General features: G+C 63.9%; 22 protein-coding genes. 10 read left to right on the forward strand and 12 right to left on the reverse strand.

Features of this window, described 5'->3' with window-relative positions; all coding sequences use genetic code 11:
* Window positions 1–96 precede the first annotated feature (96 nt).
* Window positions 97–2,781, forward strand: coding sequence for a TIGR02302 family protein (locus tag ACR65N_RS18290; RefSeq protein ID WP_440458170.1), 2,685 nt, complete (start codon window positions 97–99; stop codon window positions 2,779–2,781).
* A 16-nt stretch (window positions 2,782–2,797) separates the two neighbouring features.
* Here the strand turns inward: ACR65N_RS18290 and ACR65N_RS18295 are convergent, their stop codons facing one another.
* The 3 genes from ACR65N_RS18295 to ACR65N_RS18305 form a co-directional block, all read right to left on the reverse strand.
* Entirely contained in the window at window positions 2,798–3,172 is a 375-nt protein-coding gene (locus tag ACR65N_RS18295) for a response regulator (protein ID WP_430307471.1), read from the reverse strand.
* A gap of 115 nt (window positions 3,173–3,287) precedes the next feature.
* Window positions 3,288–3,842 carry a hypoxanthine phosphoribosyltransferase gene (gene hpt / locus ACR65N_RS18300; RefSeq protein ID WP_440458171.1) on the reverse strand — a complete coding sequence of 185 codons (555 nt, stop codon included), beginning with the start codon at window positions 3,840–3,842 and terminating at the stop codon, window positions 3,288–3,290.
* A 61-nt stretch (window positions 3,843–3,903) separates the two neighbouring features.
* Window positions 3,904–4,569, reverse strand: coding sequence for a hypothetical protein (locus ACR65N_RS18305; RefSeq protein WP_430307473.1), 666 nt, complete (start codon window positions 4,567–4,569; stop codon window positions 3,904–3,906).
* Window positions 4,570–4,765: 196 nt separating this feature from the next.
* On the opposite strand from ACR65N_RS18305, the gene ftsE reads away from it, so the two are divergent.
* From ftsE to ACR65N_RS18325, 4 genes are all read left to right on the forward strand, one after another.
* Window positions 4,766–5,425 carry a cell division ATP-binding protein FtsE gene (gene ftsE / locus ACR65N_RS18310; RefSeq protein WP_430307474.1) on the forward strand — a complete coding sequence of 220 codons (660 nt, stop codon included), beginning with the start codon at window positions 4,766–4,768 and terminating at the stop codon, window positions 5,423–5,425.
* A complete protein-coding gene (locus ACR65N_RS18315) occupies window positions 5,418–6,452 on the forward strand; it encodes a cell division protein FtsX (RefSeq protein ID WP_440458172.1) in 1,035 nt (344 codons plus the stop codon). Before ftsE ends, ACR65N_RS18315 begins: the two co-directional genes overlap by 8 nt.
* An 80-nt stretch (window positions 6,453–6,532) precedes the next feature.
* Window positions 6,533–7,264: a YdcF family protein gene (locus ACR65N_RS18320; RefSeq protein WP_440458173.1), complete on the forward strand. Its 732-nt coding sequence runs from the start codon at window positions 6,533–6,535 to the stop codon at window positions 7,262–7,264.
* Window positions 7,265–7,335: 71 nt separating this feature from the next.
* Window positions 7,336–8,127, forward strand: coding sequence for a lysophospholipid acyltransferase family protein (locus tag ACR65N_RS18325; protein WP_440458174.1), 792 nt, complete (start codon window positions 7,336–7,338; stop codon window positions 8,125–8,127).
* Window positions 8,128–8,180: 53 nt separating this feature from the next.
* Here ACR65N_RS18325 and ACR65N_RS18330 read toward each other — a convergent pair whose 3' ends face one another.
* Complete coding sequence (locus ACR65N_RS18330; RefSeq protein ID WP_440458387.1) at window positions 8,181–8,732, reverse strand: gamma-glutamylcyclotransferase; 552 nt, start codon at window positions 8,730–8,732, stop codon at window positions 8,181–8,183.
* 37 nt (window positions 8,733–8,769) lie between these two features.
* On the opposite strand from ACR65N_RS18330, the gene ACR65N_RS18335 reads away from it, so the two are divergent.
* Window positions 8,770–9,774 carry a DUF2125 domain-containing protein gene (locus ACR65N_RS18335; protein ID WP_440458175.1) on the forward strand — a complete coding sequence of 335 codons (1,005 nt, stop codon included), beginning with the start codon at window positions 8,770–8,772 and terminating at the stop codon, window positions 9,772–9,774.
* A gap of 39 nt (window positions 9,775–9,813) precedes the next feature.
* On the opposite strand, the gene ACR65N_RS18340 is transcribed toward ACR65N_RS18335, so the two are convergent.
* Genes ACR65N_RS18340 through ACR65N_RS18350 form a run of 3 tightly spaced genes read right to left on the reverse strand, consistent with a single transcriptional unit; the run spans window position 9,814 to window position 12,693 of the window.
* Window positions 9,814–10,743 (reverse strand): prephenate/arogenate dehydrogenase family protein, encoded by a 930-nt coding sequence (locus ACR65N_RS18340; protein WP_440458176.1) that lies wholly within the window; start codon window positions 10,741–10,743, stop codon window positions 9,814–9,816.
* Window positions 10,740–11,849, reverse strand: coding sequence for a histidinol-phosphate transaminase (gene hisC, locus ACR65N_RS18345; RefSeq protein WP_440458177.1), 1,110 nt, complete (start codon window positions 11,847–11,849; stop codon window positions 10,740–10,742). The genes ACR65N_RS18340 and hisC overlap by 4 nt, the downstream gene beginning before the upstream one ends.
* A 34-nt stretch (window positions 11,850–11,883) precedes the next feature.
* Complete coding sequence (locus tag ACR65N_RS18350; protein ID WP_430307481.1) at window positions 11,884–12,693, reverse strand: class I SAM-dependent methyltransferase; 810 nt, start codon at window positions 12,691–12,693, stop codon at window positions 11,884–11,886.
* Between the two features lie 89 nt (window positions 12,694–12,782).
* On the opposite strand from ACR65N_RS18350, the gene gloB reads away from it, so the two are divergent.
* Complete coding sequence (gloB, locus tag ACR65N_RS18355; RefSeq protein ID WP_440458178.1) at window positions 12,783–13,556, forward strand: hydroxyacylglutathione hydrolase; 774 nt, start codon at window positions 12,783–12,785, stop codon at window positions 13,554–13,556.
* Window positions 13,553–13,975, forward strand: a complete 423-nt coding sequence (locus ACR65N_RS18360) for a cupin domain-containing protein (RefSeq protein ID WP_440458179.1) — start codon at window positions 13,553–13,555, stop codon at window positions 13,973–13,975. Before gloB ends, ACR65N_RS18360 begins: the two co-directional genes overlap by 4 nt.
* A 3-nt stretch (window positions 13,976–13,978) precedes the next feature.
* On the opposite strand, the gene yddG is transcribed toward ACR65N_RS18360, so the two are convergent.
* Entirely contained in the window at window positions 13,979–14,869 is an 891-nt protein-coding gene (gene yddG, locus ACR65N_RS18365) for an aromatic amino acid exporter YddG (protein WP_440458388.1), read from the reverse strand.
* Window positions 14,870–14,909: 40 nt separating this feature from the next.
* Complete coding sequence (locus tag ACR65N_RS18370) at window positions 14,910–15,686, reverse strand: DUF3108 domain-containing protein (RefSeq protein WP_440458180.1); 777 nt, start codon at window positions 15,684–15,686, stop codon at window positions 14,910–14,912.
* Window positions 15,687–15,922: 236 nt separating this feature from the next.
* On the opposite strand from ACR65N_RS18370, the gene rpmB reads away from it, so the two are divergent.
* Complete coding sequence (gene rpmB / locus ACR65N_RS18375) at window positions 15,923–16,225, forward strand: 50S ribosomal protein L28 (protein ID WP_430307485.1); 303 nt, start codon at window positions 15,923–15,925, stop codon at window positions 16,223–16,225.
* Between the two features lie 106 nt (window positions 16,226–16,331).
* Entirely contained in the window at window positions 16,332–16,967 is a 636-nt protein-coding gene (locus ACR65N_RS18380; RefSeq protein WP_430307486.1) for a VUT family protein, read from the forward strand.
* Window positions 16,968–16,974: 7 nt separating this feature from the next.
* On the opposite strand, the gene ACR65N_RS18385 is transcribed toward ACR65N_RS18380, so the two are convergent.
* Genes ACR65N_RS18385 through cobT form a run of 3 tightly spaced genes read right to left on the reverse strand, consistent with a single transcriptional unit; the run spans window position 16,975 to window position 20,460 of the window.
* Window positions 16,975–17,538, reverse strand: a complete 564-nt coding sequence (locus ACR65N_RS18385; RefSeq protein ID WP_440458181.1) for an AAA family ATPase — start codon at window positions 17,536–17,538, stop codon at window positions 16,975–16,977.
* Between the two features lie 21 nt (window positions 17,539–17,559).
* Window positions 17,560–18,558 carry an esterase-like activity of phytase family protein gene (locus ACR65N_RS18390; protein ID WP_440458182.1) on the reverse strand — a complete coding sequence of 333 codons (999 nt, stop codon included), beginning with the start codon at window positions 18,556–18,558 and terminating at the stop codon, window positions 17,560–17,562.
* Between the two features lie 6 nt (window positions 18,559–18,564).
* Window positions 18,565–20,460: a cobaltochelatase subunit CobT gene (gene cobT / locus ACR65N_RS18395; RefSeq protein ID WP_440458183.1), complete on the reverse strand. Its 1,896-nt coding sequence runs from the start codon at window positions 20,458–20,460 to the stop codon at window positions 18,565–18,567.
* Between the last annotated feature and the right edge of the window lie 6 nt (window positions 20,461–20,466).

Consider the following 20,466-nt stretch of genomic DNA (forward strand, 5'->3'; position numbering starts at 1 on the left):
TCGTCTTCGCCACAAACGCTGATATCTTAGAAGGAACGGTTTCGCGCGTTGCGTGGCCGACGCCGGTTGACGCCGCCACCACAGGAGACGGACCGCATGAGCCTCACCCGCAAAGGCGCCTTCGGGAGCCATCCAGTCCTGGCGCGGCGCGTTGCGAACAAACGATCGCTCGCGCGGCTCGTGCTGTTCTGCGAGCGGCTGGCCCCGTTGACGCTGGCGCCGCTGAGCATCCTTGCCCTTTTCCTGGCCACCGCCTGGTTCGGCCTCTTCCGACAGATGCCGGATCTGCTGCGCTGGATCGCGCTCGGCCTCTTCGTCTTCGCCTTCCTGACCTCGATCCTACCGCTCGGCCGCCTGCGTTGGCCGGCCGGCCCCGAGGCCGATCGGCTGCTGGAGGAGCGCAACAACCTGCCCCACCAGCCGGTTGCGGTGCAGGAGGAGGAGCCGGCTTTCGATACGCCGTTTGCCCGGGCGCTCTGGAAAGAGCACCAGATCCGCATGGCCGAGCGCATTGCAGCGCTCGATGCGGGTCTGCCGAGGCCGGACATAGCGCGTCATGACCGCTTCGCGCTGCGTGCCCTGCCGGCGCTGCTGCTGGCTGCCGCCTTCGGCTATTCCTTCTCGAACGGCGGCGGAAGCACGATCGACGTGCTCCAACCCTCCGCACCGGCGGCGCGGATCAACCCCGATCTTCGGATCGACGCCTGGCTGACGCCACCGCCCTACACGGGGCGGGCGCCGGTCTTCCTCACCGGACGGGAGGCGCAGCCGGACGACCAGGTGAAGATTCCGCAATTTTCCGAACTGACGATCCGCGTCACCGGCGGCGAAGGCGGCGAGAAGGTGGATTTCTCACCGTCCACCGGCGGTCCCGCCTCAACGCTTGCGGCAGAAGAGGTCACCGCAGTCCAGGCTCAGCCGGCCCCGCAGGTCGCGGCGGCACCGACAACCAGTGAGCAACCACTGCCGCCGCGCACCTACAAGATGAAGGTCACGGAAAGCGGCGACCTGAGCGTCGAGGGACAGCAGTGGCTGTTCGACGTGATTGCCGATCGCGCGCCGGAAATCGCCTTCGACAAGCAGCCGCGCCGCAGCGTCAACGGTGCGCTTGAGATCGGCTTCACCGGCCGTGACGATTACGGCATTCAGAAAGCCTTCGCGCTCATCGAACCGGCCGAGCCGCAGACGGAGGATGCCAGGCCGCTCTATCCGCTGCCCGAGTACAAGCTGGATCTGCCGCGGCAGAATTCCCGCGAGGTCAAGGGATTGACGAGCCGGAACCTCAGCGAGCATCCGCTGTCGGGCAAGCGCGTGCGCATCACCCTGGTGGCGACCGATGGTGCCGGACAGGAAGGTCGCAGTCCGCCGGTCGAGATGATCATGCCGGCGCGCCGGTTTGCCGAGCCCCTGGCCGCGGCCGTTGCCGAGGAGCGGCAGGTATTCGCGCTCGACACGCGAGAGATGCCGAAAGCCATAGCGCTCAACGAGGCCCTGGCGCTGCGACCGGACGAGACGATCCCCAATCTCAGCCATTTCCTGCTGATCCGCTCGGCGCTGGAGCGCATGAAGCTGGCCCGTAACGAAGAGCAGCTGAAAGACACGGCGGACTATCTCTGGCAGATCGCACTCGGCATGGAAGACGGCGATCTTTCCGCCGCCGAACGCCGGCTGCGGGATGCCCAGCAGGCGCTTTCGGATGCGCTCGAAAAGGGCGCAAGCGATGAGGAAGTCGCCCAGTTGATGAAGGAACTGCGCGAAGCGATGCAGAACTTCATGTCCGAACTTGCGCAGCGGATGCAGAACATGCCGCAGGCCCCCCAGGACATGCAGTCCCAGAACGTGCTGCGGCAGCGCGATCTGCAGAACATGATGGACCAGATCGAAAACCTGGCGCGCTCCGGCAATCGCGACGCCGCCCAGCAGATGCTCTCCGAACTGCAGCGGATGATGAACAACCTGCAGGCCGGACGCATGCAGCGTCCGCAACAGGGCCAGCAGCAGCCGAGCCAGATGCGTCAGCAGATCGACAAGCTCGGCGAGATCATGCAGGAGCAGCAGCGCCTGATGGATCAGACCTTCCAGCTCAACCAGGCGCTGCGCGACCGGATGCAGCGCGGCGATCCCGACCAGCCCAACGAGCAGAGCCAGCAGCAGCCAGGCCAGCAACAACAGGGCCAACAGCAACCGGGCCAGCAAGGCGAGCAGCAGCAGGGTCAGCAGGGGCAACAGGGGCAGTCCCCGACCGAGCAGATGACGGCCGAGCAGCTTCGCGAAGCGCTGAAGCAGTTGCGAGCCCAGCAGGAAGGTCTTGGCAAGAAGCTTCAGGAGCTGCAGAAGGGCCTGAAAGAACTGGGCATGGACCCCGGCGAAGGCTTCGGCGAGGCCGAGCGAGAAATGGGCAATGCCGGCAAGGCACTCGGCCAGGGCCAGGGCGACAACGCCGTCGAGGGTCAGGGCAACGCGCTCAACGCGCTTCGCCAGGGGGCCCAGGGCATGATGCAGCAGATGATGCAGGCCATGCAGCAGGGTCAGGGACAAGGCCAGGAGGGCGAAGGTCCGGGTCAGGGCATGGCCAATCAGGGCGGGCAGAACGGACGTGATCCGCTTGGCCGACCGCGGGCGACCTCAGGACCGGAATTCGGGGACCAGGTGAAGGTGCCGGACGAGATCGACGTTCAGCGTGCGCGCGAGATCCTGGACGCCATCCGCGAGAAGCTCGGCAACACATTGTCGGGCGAGGACGAGCGTCACTATCTGAAACGCCTGCTCGACCTGCGGTGATCGATTTCGGAGAACGTCAGGCGGCGCGCGGCGCCGTCGACAGGGCCTGCGCCACGGCGCGGCGGATCTCGGGCAGGGCAAACGGCTTGTCGACCACATCGACAACCTTCGCCATCAGATCGTCGGCCCGTTCGCGCTGTTCGGCATAGCCCGTCATAAGCAGGATCTTCATGGCTGGAAACTGCGCCGCAGCCCGGTGAGCAAGCTCGATGCCATCCATGACCGGCATGCGGATGTCGGACAGCAGCAGATCGAAGGACGCCTCCTCCAGCAGTTGCAATCCCTCGGCGCCGTCGGCGGCCTCGTGCGTTTCATGGCCGTCCAACCGTAAGGCCCGTGCGACGAACGAACGCAGCGAATCTTCGTCCTCGGTGATCAGGATCTTCGCCATGGTCGTCGGTACTCCGTGCATCAAATCGGGGTCCAGATGACCCCGATATCCTTTGCGAGGAGTAAACGTTTGGGAAGACCGGGGCGGGATGGTTAACGCCCCGTGACCAACCCGATCAGCTTTCGGACACGGCGTCACCTGTCACGACGCCGACGAATGGCAGTTCGCGGAAGGCGTATGCGACGTCCATGCCATAGCCGACGACGAAATAGTCGGGGCATTCGAAGCCGACATAATCCGCCTCCAGCTGCTCCTGCCGCTTGACCCGCTTGTCAAGCAGGACAGCGAGCGTCACATGGCGGGCGCCGCGCTCGTAGAGCAGTTCCTTTGCGAACTTCAGAGTCCGCCCGGATTCGAGAATGTCGTCAATCAGCAGGACGTCGCGGTCCTTCACATCGGAATCGATGTCCTTGACGATCCGAACCCCCTGCGAGACCGTGCCGGCGCCATAGCTCGACAGGGTGATGAACTCGACTTCCGGCGCAAGACCCGTGTCGTGCAGCGCGCGCAACAGGTCGGCCGCAAAGATGAACGACCCCTTCAGGACCGCGATGACCAGCAGGTCGCTGGTCGGACCGGAGGCGATCTGTCTCGCCAGTTCGCGATTGCGTTCAGCGATCTGTTCAGCGGTGAAAAGCGGCTCGATGGTCTTGCCGCGGACGATGGGCATGGGCTTCTCCAGGGTGTCCTCAACCCCGGCGATAGCACAATCGGTCCCCAGTGGCATCCATTTAGCTGAAGGAAAGGCGCAACTGCGGGGTTTTTCCACCAGGGTGCGGCACGCGGGCCGAGAAACCATGGCTGTTGTCGCGATCGATCGTGGCGATCGGCGGCGCTATCATGCTGGTTGCGACCGGCTTGCCATCCACCAGGAATTCAACGCGGATCGAAGGCACCGCCATGCTCCTGGAGGTGCGGTTCTCGACGATACCGTTGATCAGCAGCACCTGCATGCCCCCCGCATCCTGGGACGTCAGCGTGATGTGGGTGATGTCGAGACCGCCGGCGCGAGCCGACGATCCGGTATCTCCCGACAGCAGGGAAAAGCCGCCGGCCAGGGTGAAGACGAGAACGAAGACGAAGGCCACGAGCGCGGAGAAGAAATCGGCCGACATACGCAGCAGCATGCCTTCGACCCGCTCGATCAGCCGCTCGACCAGCGACGCAGGCTCGGCGTTGACGACCTGCATCCGCGGACGGTGGGGGCGCTTCTGGTTGTCGTTCTGGAAGCGATGCGCTGTTGACGGTCGTCCATCATTGGCGAGCGTGACGAAATGCGCATCCTCGACCGGCTGCGGCGTGATCGGCTGGCGCGGACGCGGCTGGCTGATTGCCTCCGGTGGCAGAATGTCATAGGCCACGGGTGCTTTGTCGCGACGCGGGCGGAATGCGTTCATGGCCCTCTCCCGCCTGTTTCCGACAGGGCGGAAACTGAGGCATTGAAACGAATCCCTCCCAGTCGTAAATTTAAATGGTTAATGCTTCGCAAAAGCGGCCCCGAAACCGCCGCCTTCCGGGGGATGATTCAGCATCCGTCAACCCTTGCCGTTTACCAACGGCCTCACAAGACCACCCATTGGACTGGATGACCTGTTGATCCATTTCGAAAATGTCGGTTTGCGATACGGAATGGGCCCGGAGATTCTCCGGGATTTGACCTTCGATATCCCAAAGCGCTCCTTTCAGTTCCTGACCGGCCCCTCCGGCGCCGGCAAGACGACGTTGCTGCGCCTGCTGTTCATGTCGCTGCAGCCGACCCGCGGCCTGATCCGCATGTTCGAGCGCGACCTGTCGCAGATCCCGCGTAGCGAGCTGCCCATGCTTCGCCGCAGGGTCGGCATCGTCTTCCAGGATTTTCGCCTGCTGGAACACCTGACGACCTACGAGAACGTCGCGCTGCCGCTGCGAGTGCGCGGCAAGGACGAGGCTAGCTACCGCAACGACGTCATCGAGCTGTTGAAGTGGGTGGGTCTCGGCGAGCGCATCAATGTGCTACCGCCGGTGCTGTCAGGCGGCGAGAAGCAGCGCGCCGCAATTGCCCGCGCACTGATGGACAGGCCGGAAATCCTGCTTGCCGACGAGCCGACGGGCAACGTCGATCCGCCGATGGCCCGCCGTCTGCTCAACCTGTTCCTGGAGCTCAACCGGCTCGGCACGGCGGTGGTCATCGCGACCCATGACCTGGCCCTGATGGACCAGATCGACGCGCGCCGCATGATCCTCACAGACGGGCGGCTCGACATCTATGAATGAGATCACCCGCCCCCGCCGCGAGGGTCCTGCCGTTCCAGAGAGCCCGTCAGCGCCCCCGCAGCAGCGGCGCGCGGAAATGCGCGTCCGCCCGACGGCCCCGATCCTGCCGCCCTCTAACATCCAGGGCAATGCGCTGCTGGTCGTCATTTCAATCATGGCGTTCCTCGCATGCCTGACGCTTGGCGCCGTCAGCATGGTGCGCGCCACGGCGTCCAGCTGGGAAAGCCAGATCTCCCGCGAGATCACCATCCAGATCAAGCCTGACGATGGCCTCGACATGGATGCGACACTCGTCAAGGCCCGCGATCTGGCGCTCACCTTCGTCGGCACGCGGCAGGGCACGATCATGGACGATGCAGCGACCGCCCGGCTGCTGGAACCATGGCTCGGTGCCGGCCTCGACCTGAAGGAGCTGCCCGTCCCGCGGCTGGTGATCATCACCATCGACGAGAACAATCCGCCGGATTTTGCCGCGATGCGCGACCTGTTGCGCACTGAAGTCCCCCAGGCGTTCCTCGACGATCACCGGACCTGGGTGGACCGGCTGGTATCGATGGCCCGCACCACCGTGCTGATCGGTACCGGCATCCTGATCCTGGTGTTCACGGCAATGATCCTGACGGTGATCTTCGCCACCCGCGGTGCCCTGTCAGGCAACCGTCACATCGTCGAGGTGCTGCACTTCGTCGGCGCCGAGAGCAGCTTCGTCGCCACCGAGTTCCAGAAGCACTTCCTGAAAATCAGCCTCAAGGGGTCTGCCGCGGGAGGCATTCTCGCCGCGCTGCTGTTTGCCACCGCCAGCCTCTGGCAGAGCAATTCGCTGGCCACCCCCGAAAGTGACCAGGCGACAGCGCTTTTCGGCACTTTCACCATCGGCTTCTCAGGCTACCTCGGCATTCTGGCGACGATGATCGTCATCGCTCTCCTGACGACGCTCACCGCCCGTTTCACCGTCATGCGGACCATCGACGAGATCGACCTCATTCGGTCCGACCCGGCCCGCTCCGACGGCCTCCCATCTTCCTGACCTTCGATGCTAGATCAACCCTCAACCCGCATTCGACGCAAGCCTTTCGGATGGAGCCAGAAGGCTCTAAGGAAATGGTCATGACCTCTGGCCCGACGACCCAGAACGAAGACGCATCGCGCACGCCCCGCCGGGACCGTCTGTTCCGTCGTCGCGGACCGTTGCGGCGCGCCCTGCGGTACGTCGGCATCCTCGTGTTCGTGTGCGTCGCCATTCTTTTCGGCGGTTTTCTCTGGTTTGCGGATACAGTCACCTCGCTTCGGGCGCCTGAAGGCGTCAAGGCCGATGCGATCGTCGTTCTGACAGGCGGCTATCAGCGAATCGACCAGGCGCTGGGCCTGCTGCGCGACGGCGCCGGCCGCCGGCTGCTGATCTCCGGCGCGCACCCTTCCGCATCGCCGGCGCAGATCCGTCGCACGACACAAGGATCTCCCGACCTTTTCCAGTGCTGCGTCGATATCGGCTACGCGGCGATCGATACCATCGGCAACGCCCACGAGATCACCCGCTGGATCGGCGATCACGGGTATCGCTCGGTCCTGGTCGTCACCAACAACTACCACATGCCGCGCAGTCTTCTGGAACTGCGCCGGGTCGATCGCCAGACCGACTTCATCCCCTATCCGGTTATCAATTCCGATCTGACCCGCAAGGCGTGGTTTGCGGAGCCCGACGTGCTGCGCACGATGCTGGCCGAATATGCCAAGATGGCGGCTGCGACAGGTCGCTGGATGGCCGGCATGCCGCAGGGGACGGGCCTCAGGAGCGATAACGAGATCCGGCGCGAAGGCGTAAAGCAGCAGCAACGCTGAGCCGGCGCTGCTTCCGTCTTGCGTCCGCATGGTGTAGGCACAGCCAGCCAGTCCACTCCGGAACCGCTTTCATGCTGATGTTGCGTTCGACCCTCTTCAATGTCGCCTTCTATGCCAATCTGATCCTGCGCATGATCGTGCTGACGCCGGTCTATTTTCTCCTGCCGCGCAAGAAGGCCTTCCGGATCCCCAAGGACTGGGCACGCGCCAACCACTGGCTGATGGAGAAGATCGTCGGCACCACCTTCGAGATCGAGGGACTGGAGAATATTCCGAAGACCGGCTGCATATTTGCGCCCAAGCACCAGTCTTTCTGGGATACCTACGCGCTGCTGCCGTGGATGGACGACCCGGTCTACATCCTGAAGCGAGAGCTGACCTGGATCCCGCTGTTCGGCTGGTACGTCATGAAACAGCGAATGATCCCGGTCGACCGCGGCGCGCGCGGCAAGGTGATGCTGGAGGTGATGCGGCGGACCAAGATCGAGATGGAGAATGGTCGGCAGTTGATCATCTATCCGGAGGGTACACGGCGCAATCCGGGTGATGATCCGCAGTACCGCTACGGCATCGCCCGCATCTACCGCGACATGGACGTTCCGGTGGTCCCGATCGCCATGCATCCTGGCCTCTTCTGGCCGCGCCGCAGCACGATGCGCTATCCGGGTCACTTCAAGGTTCGCATCCTGCCGGCGATCCAGCCGGGCATGGATCCCGACTCATTCTTCGCGCATCTGGTCGAGACGCTGGAAAAGGCGAGCGACGATCTGCTGCTCGAAGATGTCGCGGCCAACCCGGATCTGCCGTTGCCGCCAAGCGCCGCCAAGCGGGTTGCTGAACTGAAGGCTCGGGCCTCGGTCTGAGTGCCTAACCCGGAACTGACGCTGGACAGGGACCCCTGCCCAGCCTCCGAACGTCAGGCGACCGGTTCGTTCCTCAGGACGCGGAGATGTTCGGCAACGCTTTCCAGCCACGCATCGCGCAAGCCCATCTGATCAAGATGCTCCAGCGTGTTCAGCACGTAGGCGTCGTTGGGCCCGGATTTGCCGGCCGATGCATGCACGATGCGCGCCGCGTCCTCGGAATCCAGCGCACCGGCGTATTGCGCATGGGCCCGATCGACTACATAGCCAAGCGCGCTGACCTGCCGCCCGTCCGAAAGCGCGACCGGCAGATGCCGCTCGCGGTAGACATGGGTCACCAGTTCGCGCTCGCGCAGGTATCCGAGTACATCGTCGCGATCCTCCGGCCGGACCCGGAAAGCAACACCCCGGCAGGAGCCGCCGCGGTCGAGACCAAGGACCAGCCCGGGTCGTTCCGGCGTGCCGCGATGGACGAAGGAGCGGACACACAGCGAGCGCCGGTAACCGAAAGCCCGCGCCTGCATTCGCTGATCGAAGGCAAAGCCCGGATTCCACATCAGCGAGCCGTAGCCAAACACCCAAAATTCGTCCATATCCCACGCCACACCGCATGCACTCGAACGAGCACCATTGGAGATGATCATGGCAGCGTCAAGCCGAAGCGGCGTCAGCAGAAAAATTTGGGCGCTCGCTGCAGCGATCATCCTGGCCATCGCCGTCTATACGGCCGGCTGGTTCTATGCGGCGTCCATGCTGAAGGAAAAGACACTGGCGCTGCTTGGCCAGCAGCAACGTAGCGGCGTGACCGCCGAATGCAGCGATGCCGACTACCGCGGCTACCCCTTCCGCATCGGTCTCTTCTGCTCAAGGGTGGCCATCGACGATCGTGACAACGGTCTCGCCGTCACACTCGGCGCATTGCGGTCGGCAGCCCAGGTCTACGATCCCAACCACATCGTCTGGGAACTGGATGGGCCTGCAGAAGTACGCACCGGTCAAGGCCTTGCGACGTCGTCGCAGTGGCAGGCGCTCCAGTCGAGCCTGCAGACCACCGGTCGTGGAGTCGAACGCAGCTCCACCACGATCGACGGGTTGAAGACGACCATCGTCTCCACGCAGACCCAGCAGAACTTCGACGTCTCCGTCGGGCGCACTGAAGCCCATATGCGCCAGAACGGTGCCGATCTCGATGCTGCGGTGACGCTGGAGAACATGGATATCCTCACCCACGGGATGCCGCAGGTACTGCCGCGCTTCACCGCGACGGCCGATGTCACGCTGGCCGGCAAGGCAGCCATGCTCGAAGGCCGGGATATCGGCACGGGTCTTCGCAACGCCCAGGGTGAGATGCGACGGCTGGCGGTCGACCTTGGCAACGGCCAGGTGCTGAGCCTAGCGGGTCCCTTCTCGGTAGACGATCAGGGCCGCATCTCGGGAAAACTGAAACTGCAGGTCGAGAAGATCGGCGCCTGGCGGGAGCAGTTGAAGGCGGCCATGCCGCAGGCTGCATCCACCATCGACACCGCATCGAAGATGCTGTCGGCGCTGACGGGCGGCGGAGATAGCGCAAGCCTCGATCTGACGCTGAACCGCGGCCGGGTTCTGGTCGGCGGCTTCATCGCCATCGGCGAGATCCCGCCGCTGTGACGAGAACTTCCCGCCGGAGAGCTTGAGGACTCAGCGGCCTCAGCTCTTCGGATCGAGCGCGTGGCGACCGAAATCCGGCGCATCGACATCCTGACCGGCTTCGATGATCGAACGGCGGACGTTTCTCGTGCGGGAAAACAGTTCGAACAGCTTGTCGCCTTCGCCCCAGCGGATTGCCCGCTGCAGGTAGGCAAGATCCTCGGAGAAGCGGGCCAGCATTTCGAGGATCGCATCCTTGTTGTGCAGGCAAACGTCCCGCCACATGGTCGGGTCAGACGCGGCCAGGCGGGTAAAATCGCGGAAGCCGGACGCCGAGTACTTGATAACTTCCGATTCCGTCACCGCCTCAAGGTCGTCGGCCGTGCCAACGATGTTGTAGGCGATGATGTGCGGCAGGTGCGACACGATGGCCAGAACCTTGTCGTGGTGCTCCGGATCCATCTCGTCGATCTTCGACCCGAGCGCAATCCAGAACTCACGCAGCCGCTCAAGGGCGGCAACATCGGTATCAGGCAACGGCGTGAAGATGCACCAGCGGCCGCGGAACAGACCGGCAAAGCCGGCATCCGGTCCGGATTTTTCCGTGCCTGCCAGGGGATGGCCGGGAATGAAGTGAACGCCAGCCGGAACATGCGGCGCCATCTGCGCGATGACCGAAGCCTTGGTCGACCCGACATCGGTCAGGATGGCGCCAGGCTTCAGGTTGGCGGCGATCTGCTCCGCCACCATGCCGGACGAACCGACCGGCACAGAAACGATCACCAGGTCGGCGTCCTTCACGGCATCGGCCGCTGAGGAAACATAGAGGTCGCCAAGTCCGAGTTCCTCTGCCCGCTTCAACGTCGCCTCGCTGCGGGTTGAGATCACCAGCGTTCCGGCAAGCCCGCTCTCCTTGATGTCGCGTGCGATGGACGAGCCGATGAGGCCGATGCCGATCAGCGCGATGCGATCGAAGAGGACACTGCTCATGCGGTGCGGCTCATGAATTCGCCGAGCGCTTCGATGACCCCGCGATTGGCTTCCTCTGACCCGACGGTCATCCGCAGCGCGTTCGGGAACCCGTAGCCCTTCACGGCGCGCAGGATGAAGCCACGGCTGGTGAGGAAGGCATCGGCGTCCGGCGCACGCTTGCCGTCGGTGTCCGGGAAGTGAATGAGGATGAAGTTGGTGACCGACGGCGTCACCTTCAGGCCGAGGCTTTCGAAGGCATGCGTCAGCTTGTCGAGCCACAGCGTGTTGTGGGCAACCGCCTCGCCGATGAAAGCCTGGTCACGCATGGCCGTCGCGCCGGCGGCGATCGCCGGAGCATTGAGGTTGAACGGGCCGCGCACGCGGTTCAGCGCATCGAGGATTTCAACTGGGCCATACATCCAGCCGATGCGCAGCGCCGCCAGTCCATAGGCCTTGGAAAACGTCCGGCACATGACGACGTTCGGGCTCGACGACACCAGCTCGATGCCGGCTTCGTAGTCGTTACGGCGCACATATTCGGCATAGGCCGCATCAAGAACCAGGATGACGTTCTTCGGCAGGCCGGCATGCAGGCGACGAATTTCGGCTGCCGGCACATAGGTGCCCGTTGGATTGCCGGGATTGGCGATGAAGACCAGCTTTGTCTTCGGGGTCACGGCAGCAAGGATCGCGTCGACATCGACGCGGCATTCGGTTTCCTTCACGGTCACGGGCTTTGCCCCGGCGCCCATGATCTGGATCCTGTAGACGAGGAAGCCGTGCTCGGTGATGATCGCTTCGTCGCCATCGCCGAGATAGACGTGGCAGATGAGGCCGAGCAATTCGTCCGAGCCATTGCCGCAGAGGATGTTGGCCGGGTTCAGGCCGTGCGTCGAAGCAATCGCGGCGCGCAATTCGGTGGCCTGGCCATCGGGATAAAGCTCCAGATGACCGGCCGCCTGCCGGAACGCGTCGATGGCCTTCGGGCTTGCACCCAAGGGCGTCTCGTTGGAGGAAAGCTTGAAGACGCGATCGACGCCCGGGGCATGTTCCTTGCCCGGAACGTAGGCGGCGATATCCAGGATTCCGGACCGGGGAACGGGCTTCAGCTCTGCAACATCCATGGAACAAGACCTTCGAAAAAACGATCCTGAGGCCTTAATCCTGCGAGCCTCTTTTGTCGAGAGCGAAGGCGGTTGCGCTGGTACGGCGGTGCGGTGGGCCGCCGGCGGACATGCGTCCGGCCGGGATACCCTGTGCGCCGAGCACCGGCACGAAGACGCGGCGTGAGGCACGGGATGCGACCGGCAGCCCCTGATACAGCCGCTTCTGCGCCTCAAGGATCAGGACGCCCGAAAATGCAGGCCACAGGCGCCGTCCGACCCGCTCGAAGGCATGCCGCAGCTTCAGCACGGCGCGCAGCTTCGATGGCGGGAAGAACAGCGCTTCGGCGCTGGCGCCGGGGGTAAAGTTCGTCTCGCGAAGCAGCGCCGTCAACTGCCGGCGCGAATACGGCCGCCCCGAACCGAACGGCGTATGCTCCATGCGGGCCCAGACCCCGCGTCGATTGGGAACGACGATGACCAGGCGTCCGCCCGGTGCCAGCACGCGCCAGAGCTCCTTCAGGGTTTCGCGAGGATTTTCGGCAAACTCCAGCGAATGCACCATCAGCACCCGATCGATCGAACTGTCCGGCAGCGGCAATTCCTCTTCGAAGACCAGTGCCGTCGACGACAGTTCGCGCACCGGCCAGTTCACCGCGCCCTGCCCTGCCGGCATGAAGGCGAAGGTTCGCTCGGTGTTGGTACGAAAGCGGTCGAGATACGGAACGGCATAGCCGAGTCCAACCAGACGCTCCTCAGGAAGCCGCGCCCACAACGAGCTCAAGGCCGCCGCGATCGAGTGCTCTGCCAAGCGGCCGAGTTGGGAATGGTAGAATTCGCGGAGGTCGACGATATCGGCGTGCATGAAACGAAAGCTATCAGAGGGAGGTTGGACTTCAAGGCGCCAGCCCCTACATTCTGCGCTGACCATAGACATAGAACGGGTTCAGGCGAATGAAAACTCTGGCAATCGAAGTCTTTACCTGTCGCAGCGACAATTACGGCGTCCTGGTGCACGATCCGGAAAGCGGCCTGACGGCCTCGATCGATGCGCCGGAAGAAGGCCCGATCGTTGCAGCCGCCGACCGTCTTGGCTGGCGCATTACCCACATCTTCACCACCCATCATCACATCGACCATGTCGAGGCAAACCTGGCGCTGAAGGACCGTTACGGCTGCGAGATCATCGGGCCGGTGAACGAGGCGGTCGCCATTCCCGGCATCGACCGGACCGTCGCGGACGGTGACGAGTTCCTGTTCGGCGAACACCCGGTGAGGGTGTTCGAGACGCCCGGCCACACCGCCGGACACATCTGCTACCATTTTCCGGAGGACAAGATCCTGTTCGCCGCCGATACGCTGTTTGCACTCGGCTGCGGCCGGCTGTTTGAACGCACGGCCGCAGACATGTGGCATTCTCTGCAGAAACTGGCGGTTCTGCCGGACGAGACAGCCGTTTATTTCGGCCATGAATATACCCAGTCGAACGCCCGCTTCGCGCTCAGCATCGACGCCGGCAACGAGGCGCTGCAGCGCCGGGCGCGGCAGATCGACGAACTGCTGGCGGAAGGCCGCTTCACCATTCCGACGATGATCGGCCTGGAGAAGGAGACCAATCCCTTCATGCGCCCGGCCGACCCGGCCATCCGCCGGCATCTGGTCATGGAGGGGGCGACGAACGAGGAGGTCTTTGCCGAGATCCGCAAGCGAAAAGACAACTTCAAATGACGGCAGACGAGATCATCCGGCACCTCGGCATGCAGCGCCATCCGGAAGGCGGCTGGTATGTGGAGACGTTTCGCGATGCGGACGGCGGCGAGCGCGGCCATTCGACATCCATCTACTACCTGCTCGGCCGCGGCGAGCGATCGCACTGGCACCGGGTCAAGGATGCAGTCGAGGTCTGGCACTTCTATGCCGGCAGTCCGCTGAAGCTGCGTCTGGCAAAGGATGGCGAGACGGCTCGCGAGGTCATTCTGGGAACCGATCTGGCCCGTGGTGAACGCCCGCAGGCGGTGGTCGAGGCGAATGAATGGCAGGCGGCGGAATCGACCGGCGAGTTCACGCTGGTCGGCTGCACCGTCGCGCCGGGTTTCGCCTTCTCATCCTTCGAAATGGCACCGCCCGAATGGCAACCTAAGGCTTGAGATCTATTCCGCCGCGGCGGATGTGCGGGTGCGACTGCGAAAGATCATGTCCCTGGCGGCCAGCACGGCACCGCCGGTAATCAGCAGGCAGGCAAGTCCGATGCGCAGGCTGGGCTCTGCGAAGCCGAACAGCGTAAGGATGAGGGTGGACAGCAGCGGCGCTGCGTAACTTGCGGCGCCGAGTATCTGGATGTCGCCGTTCTTCACCCCGTGATCCCAGGCATAGAATGCAGCTCCCACCGGCAGCAGGCCAAGCCCCACCACCGCCAGCCATTCGGTGCCGTTGGCCGGCCAGACGGTCGCCTCGAGGCCGAGATGGCAGATGAGCGACAACACCGAGGTCGCAAGACAGAAGCCGGTGACGACATCGGTCGAGACGGCCTCGAACCGCCGCGTCAGCAGCGAGTAGCCCGACCATGTGAAAGCGCACAGGAAAGCCGCGCCATAACCGAGGAGGGAGCCGCTGTCGAATGAGATTCCGCTGCGCGACACGATCGCCGCCGTGCCCGCCAGTCCGGCCAGCGCGCCAGCCAGGTGGTACCAGCGCAACCGTTCGCCCGGCAGCAGCGCCGAGCCGACGACGATGAACAGCGGCCACAGATAGGCGATGAGGCCGGCCTCGACGGCCGGCGCGTTGCGAAGCGCCGTGAAGTAGAGGAAGTGGTAGCCGAACAGGCCGCCGATGCCGATCAGCCAGACCTTGGCCGGCTGCTTCAGGAGCGCCAGCCGCTGCGGACGAGCCGCCAGCAGCAAGAGACCGGGCAGGCTTCCGATCGCGAAAGTGATGGCGGAAAGCTGGAACGGCGGCATCAGCCCCGATGCCGTCGTCATCAACGCCAGCAGCGACCACATGAGGATGGCGGTAAAGCCGATCAGCGTGCCCTTGACCTTCAACACCAGCCCCCTGTCGCGAGCGGCATCGACCTCTGCCGCCTCAACCGCCGTATTTCACGGCCGTCACGTAGACGTCGCCGACACGTGTCGGAATACGTGCATAGACCGGAGCATATACATTGACGCCGGCCGCCTTGGCAAACCACACTTCCATCTTCGCCTTCTTGAGGAACTCGATGTCGGTGCGCCCCTGCTTGTAGCCGGACTTAGGCTCGTAGCGAACCTCGCAGACGATGGCGTCGCCCTTGTAGCCGTTTGTGGAGAAGGCCTTGCTGCCCTTCGACGACAGGACGAGATCAAGCCGCGATTCGCCATCGTAGATCGGCAACCGGCTCGGGCAGATCTTGACTCCATCCGGAAAGATAAGCCCGGACAGCGGATCGAGTACCGCTTGCAGATCGCCGTCGCCAATCGGGATCCAGCTGGAGGGACGGCTTGTCGGTTCAGGCTTGATCGTCGAGGAGACGACGTTGCCGTTCTTGTAGGCGACGTCATAGGTGCGCGTCTTCTTGCCCTGCGTGTAGACCAGCGAATAGGCATTGGCCTGCAGCTTCTGGCCCTGCACCGACCCGCTGACATTCGTGGCCGCGGAAATCTTGCTGAACAGGCTGACGAGGCCGTAGGATCTGAACGAGCCAGCGATCTTGTAGTCGCTACTATCGAATTCGCTGGCAAAGGAGGCCTTGGCGATCGGCAGAAGGCCGAGCGAAATGTCGTACTCGCTGACATGCCGTATACCCGCCGTGCCGGCCGGCAGCGCCGACAGGCCGAGCGCTGCGGCGGCGATGAGAACCAGCGGACGGCTCCTGCGGCGCATGGGCATTCCTTGAAACCTGGATGATGACAGCGGCGATATAGGCAAACCACTGTGGCAACAAAATAGCAAGACGCCGGGTTTCACCGGCGCAAAACCGGCATTGCGGACGATGTTTGACTTGACGCGCGCGGGCTCACTGACTATAGAACCGCAACTTTCCAATCAGGACAATTGGATCGGCAGGCCGGGCTTTGCCCGAATACCCGTTCAATTGCAAAGAAGAATAAAGGTGTACCATGTCCCGTATGTGCGAATTGAGCGGCAAAGGCGTCCAGTCGGGCAACAATGTCAGCCACGCCAACAACAAGACGCGTCGCCGGTTCCTGCCGAACCTGTGCCACGTCACGCTGATCTCCGACTCGCTCGGCCAGCGTTTCCGTCTGCGCGTCTCCGCGCACGCCCTGCGCTCGGTTGAGCATCGCGGCGGTCTTGACGCGTTCCTGCTGAAGGCCGACGAAGCCGAACTGTCGATGCGCGCCCGCCTGCTGCGTCGCCAGATCGTCAAGAAGACTGCCGAAGTGGCTCAGGCAGCCGCCTAAGCTTTCTGCCTCTATCATCGCTTGGAAAGGGCTTGACGGTTTCCGTCCAAGCCCTTTCTCTTGCCGTTCATCCAATCGTGCTGGTGGCATCACCCAGGGTAAAAAAATGCGGTATTTTCGCGCGACCATTGTTTACGTAGTGCTGATGACGATCGTCGTCGTCGCCTCCAACTTCCTCGTCCAGTTCCCGGTTGCCGGGCATGTCTTCGGCATCGAGCTCAGCGATCTGCTGACCTGGGGCGCCTTCACCTATCCCGCAGCCTTCCTGGTTACCGACCTGACGAACCGTCAGTTCGGCCCACGCATCGCCCGCCGCGTCGTTCTTGCCGGCTTTGTCGTCGGTGTCACGCTGTCCTTCTACACCTCCATTCCGCGCATCGCGATCGGTTCCGGCGCCGCGTATCTCGTCGGCCAATTGCTGGACATTTCGGTGTTCAATACGCTCCGCCGCCAGAGCTGGTGGCAGGCGCCTCTGGCAGGTTCCATGCTGGGCTCGGCGCTGGACACAGTCCTGTTCTTCTCGATCTCGTTTGCACCTCTTTTCGGCTTCCTCGGCGCCAATGACGAGTTTGCCATCAGCCAGGCACCCATCCTCGGCATCTTCGCCACGGAAGCGCCGCGGTGGATTTCCTGGGCACTCGGCGACTTCGTCGTCAAGCTGCTGGTCGGTCTCGTGATGCTGCTGCCCTACGGCGCGTTGATGAGCGTCGTAAAGCCGATGCCGCCCGCACAGGCTGCCTGAGCAGTCCTCAACGGAGCGCGGCAATGCCCTCCGCCGCCAGCGGATGCAGGAGGATCTCGTCCACGAGATCCTCGACAGGCCGGGACGTATCGAGCCGCAGTACCGGCGCCGTCAGCGTCGCAAGCCACGCCTCGTGTGCGGCAAGGCTTCGCTGCTCGGGGCCTGACGTGTCATACGCCGCGGCCCACTCCAGAAACCTGGCGCTTGTTTCCGCCATATCGCCGCCGGGCAGGATGCGTTCACCGTAACGCTCCGCCTCGCGCCGGCGGATGCGCTCCATTCTTAGCCCGGGGTCGAGCGTCAGGAACACGATCAGGTGGTATAGCGGCTCCAGCGACTGTCCCCATTTGAGCGCCGAGCCGGACAGCACCCATCCGGATGCGCCGGCCATCCGCTCACCGAGCACAGCCAGTCTGTCCGGCACCGGGCGTGGCGTCGTGTAGGGCGGATCCGTCGGTAGCCAGTAGGCATCGTCGGTATCGAGATGCAGAAGCCCCAGCCGCTCACCGAGGGCTCTTCCCAGTGTCGTGGTCCCGGAACCGGACGCACCCATGACATGGATACGGATCATCTAAGACCCCTCCTCTCCCGGTCAGTCGGTGAGCCGGAACTCCAGCATCAGGTTTCGCTGCAGGATCGAATGATTGTCGTCGGAGACCAGGATCACATGCGGGTAGCCGTCACCGCCGTCGATGACGTCCATGCCTTCCATGTTGTCGATCTGGAAACCCATATCGGCCTCGATCAGCACCCGCCCGTCCACCAGCGCGCCGGGCTTCAGGTCTTCGCCGGCAATCCGCCGGATACGCATCCCCACGCCGCCGAGGAAGCTGAACCGACGCTCCAGCAGCAACAGGTCGCCGCCGGGGAGGAACGCGCCGTCGGTGACGTCCCAGGGCGCCTTGCGCACCACCTTGAACTGGCCTTTTCGGGGGCCCTCCAAAATGGCAGCATAGAGATTGCCGTCCGCATCGACGCTACGCTCGGCGATCGTCACGACGGCACCCTTCAGAGAGCCTGCTGGAGGCGCGACGACGACAGTTTCCAATCCGCCATTGCCGCGCAATTCACGCCTGGGAATGAGAATGTCGAGGCTGCGGCGCGGCGGTGATGTCTCGAAACCGGGATCCGGATAGACATCCACGCGATGGCGCCGCTCGAAGCTGACGATCGCCTCGCCGGGACGCAGCGCGACGCCCTCGGCGTCGATGTCTCCCTTGTAGCCCGGCTCCTCGCCGCGAGCATCACGCATCGCCAAGATTGCGACGTCTTCAAGCGCTGCGAGGCGTCCATCACTGCCCCGGGAGATGCGCCCGGTCAGCCAGTGCCCGGTATCGAGAACCGAGACGAACTGCAGGCCGTCGGGGCGGAACCTGATGCTGGAGAGCGAGCCGAGCAGCTCTTCCCGCGAGGTGAATTCCAGCCCTCCAACGAACTCAAGTTCGCCAAAGCGGGTCTCCTGTGATCCCGGCTTGAAGAAGACGAAGGGCCTTGCCTGCACCGGCACATCGATCGTTTGCGCCTGGATGGCTGGCGCCACAAGCGCGGCGCCGAGCAGAAGTGCGGATACGAGATGCCGGATCCGGACCAAGCGAGATCAGCCCGCCCGTCGTGCGCGGCCGCGCTGGCCGCCATTCTCGTCGAACAGATCCGCCAGCTGCTCCGTCATCGCCCCCGCCAACTCGTCGGCATCGACGATCGTCACCGCGCGACGGTAGTAGCGGGTCACGTCGTGGCCGATGCCGATGGCCAGCAGTTCGACGGGCGAGCGTGTCTCGATCTGCTCGATGACGGCCCGCAGGTGACGCTCGAGATAGTTGCCGGGGTTGACCGACAGCGTTGAATCGTCGACCGGCGCGCCGTCCGAGATCATCATCATGATCTTGCGTTGTTCCGGTCGGTTGATCAGACGGTTGTGCGCCCACATCAGCGCCTCGCCGTCGATGTTTTCCTTGAGCAGGCCCTCGCGCATCATCAGGCCGAGGTTGCGGCGCGAACGGCGCCACGGCGCGTCTGCCGACTTGTAGACGATATGGCGCAGATCGTTGAGGCGACCCGGCGTCGGCTGCTTGCCGCCCGCCAGCCACTGCTCGCGGCTCTGCCCGCCCTTCCACGCCTTGGTCGTGAAGCCGAGGATCTCGACCTTCACGCCGCTGCGCTCCAGGGTCCGGGCAAGAATGTCGGCGCAGGTCGCGGCAACCGTGATCGGCCGACCGCGCATCGACCCGGAATTGTCGATGACCAGCGACACGACCGTATCGCGAAACTGCGTGTCACGCTCCCGCTTGAACGACAGCGGCTGCATCGGATCGATCACCAGGCGCACCAGGCGCGCGGGATCCAGATAGCCCTCTTCCAGATCGAAATCCCAGGAACGGTTCTGCTGCGCCATCAGCCGGCGCTGCAGGCGGTTCGCTAGGCGTCCGACGGCGCCCTGGAGATGCGCGAGCTGCTTGTCGAGAAACGCCCGCAAGCGGTCGAGTTCGGCTTCGTCGCACAGTTCCTCGGCAAGGATCTCCTCGTCGAACTCCTGCGTGAAGATATGGTAGTCGACCTTCTCGTTGAAATCGTCGAAGGGCAGGTTCGGGCGCCGCGTTTCGCCGGGCGTCTCGGACTGGTCGTCCTCGTCGTCGGACATGTCGTCGTCGGAGATCTCGGCGCCGTCCATCTCGCCGTCATCGAGCTGCTCTTCCGCAGCACTGCTCTCTTCGGCCGGTGCGGCGTCGGAGCCGGCATCTTCCTCGACCTCGTCATTCTCGGTCTCGTTGCTGCGCGGCTGATCCTCGTCGTCAGGGTTCTCCATCTCGTCCGACTGGTCTTCGTCGTCGCCGAAATCCTCAGCCATCTGCATCGAGGACAGCATGTGGCGGACCAGCTTGCCGAACGCCTGCTGGTCTTCCATCACCGTGCGCAGGCTGGTGAGATCCGGCCCTGCCTTCTCCTCGAAGAACGGACGCCAGAGATCGAGCACCTTGCCGGCGCTGGCAGGCGGTTGGATGCCCGTCAACTTCTCGCGCACCAGCATCGCCATGGCCTCGCCGATCGGCGCGTCTTCCTGCCGCTCGACGCCACCGAAATTGGCCTTGCTGTACTTCTCGGCGTTCATGGTGGCGATGTTGGAGGCCATGCCGGCCATCCTGAGCGAGCCGATGGACTCCACCCGCGCCTGCTCGACCGCGTCGAACACGGCACGGGCGTCGCTCCCCTGCGGCGACATCGTCGCATGCAGGCTGGTATCGTGACAGGCGAGCCGAAGGGCCATGGAATCGCCGAGACCACGCGTCACGGCGAGCTCCTGAGCCGTCGGGCGCTTGGAAATCTCCGGCAGGCGAATGCGGTCGCCGGCCATACCCGGACGCTCGTTGGCGAAAGAGACTTCCACCTCCGCGTTTCCGGCGATGGAACGCACGCAGCCGGTGATCGCCCGGCGTAGCGGCTCGGTATCAACCGGCCCGCTCGTCTTCGCCTTCGTATTGTCGCCGCGGCCTGCCATATCGCT

The sequence above is a fragment of the Rhizobium sp. SAFR-030 genome (assembly GCF_059415005.1).

Bases quoted from the DNA above. Each gene is read 5' to 3' on its own strand.
- ACR65N_RS18290 (WP_440458170.1), top strand. From the start codon at position 97: ATGAGCCTCACCCGCAAAGGCGCCTTCGGGAGCCATCCAGTCCTGGCG.
- ACR65N_RS18295 (WP_430307471.1), bottom strand. From the start codon at position 3,172: ATGGCGAAGATCCTGATCACCGAGGACGAAGATTCGCTGCGTTCGTTC.
- hpt (WP_440458171.1), bottom strand. From the start codon at position 3,842: ATGCCCATCGTCCGCGGCAAGACCATCGAGCCGCTTTTCACCGCTGAA.
- ACR65N_RS18305 (WP_430307473.1), bottom strand. From the start codon at position 4,569: ATGAACGCATTCCGCCCGCGTCGCGACAAAGCACCCGTGGCCTATGAC.
- ACR65N_RS18315 (WP_440458172.1), top strand. From the start codon at position 5,418: ATGAATGAGATCACCCGCCCCCGCCGCGAGGGTCCTGCCGTTCCAGAG.
- ACR65N_RS18320 (WP_440458173.1), top strand. From the start codon at position 6,533: ATGACCTCTGGCCCGACGACCCAGAACGAAGACGCATCGCGCACGCCC.
- ACR65N_RS18325 (WP_440458174.1), top strand. From the start codon at position 7,336: ATGCTGATGTTGCGTTCGACCCTCTTCAATGTCGCCTTCTATGCCAAT.
- ACR65N_RS18335 (WP_440458175.1), top strand. From the start codon at position 8,770: ATGGCAGCGTCAAGCCGAAGCGGCGTCAGCAGAAAAATTTGGGCGCTC.
- ACR65N_RS18340 (WP_440458176.1), bottom strand. From the start codon at position 10,743: ATGAGCAGTGTCCTCTTCGATCGCATCGCGCTGATCGGCATCGGCCTC.
- hisC (WP_440458177.1), bottom strand. From the start codon at position 11,849: ATGGATGTTGCAGAGCTGAAGCCCGTTCCCCGGTCCGGAATCCTGGAT.
- ACR65N_RS18350 (WP_430307481.1), bottom strand. From the start codon at position 12,693: ATGCACGCCGATATCGTCGACCTCCGCGAATTCTACCATTCCCAACTC.
- gloB (WP_440458178.1), top strand. From the start codon at position 12,783: ATGAAAACTCTGGCAATCGAAGTCTTTACCTGTCGCAGCGACAATTAC.
- ACR65N_RS18360 (WP_440458179.1), top strand. From the start codon at position 13,553: ATGACGGCAGACGAGATCATCCGGCACCTCGGCATGCAGCGCCATCCG.
- ACR65N_RS18370 (WP_440458180.1), bottom strand. From the start codon at position 15,686: ATGCGCCGCAGGAGCCGTCCGCTGGTTCTCATCGCCGCCGCAGCGCTC.
- rpmB (WP_430307485.1), top strand. From the start codon at position 15,923: ATGTCCCGTATGTGCGAATTGAGCGGCAAAGGCGTCCAGTCGGGCAAC.
- ACR65N_RS18380 (WP_430307486.1), top strand. From the start codon at position 16,332: ATGCGGTATTTTCGCGCGACCATTGTTTACGTAGTGCTGATGACGATC.
- ACR65N_RS18385 (WP_440458181.1), bottom strand. From the start codon at position 17,538: ATGATCCGTATCCATGTCATGGGTGCGTCCGGTTCCGGGACCACGACA.
- cobT (WP_440458183.1), bottom strand. From the start codon at position 20,460: ATGGCAGGCCGCGGCGACAATACGAAGGCGAAGACGAGCGGGCCGGTT.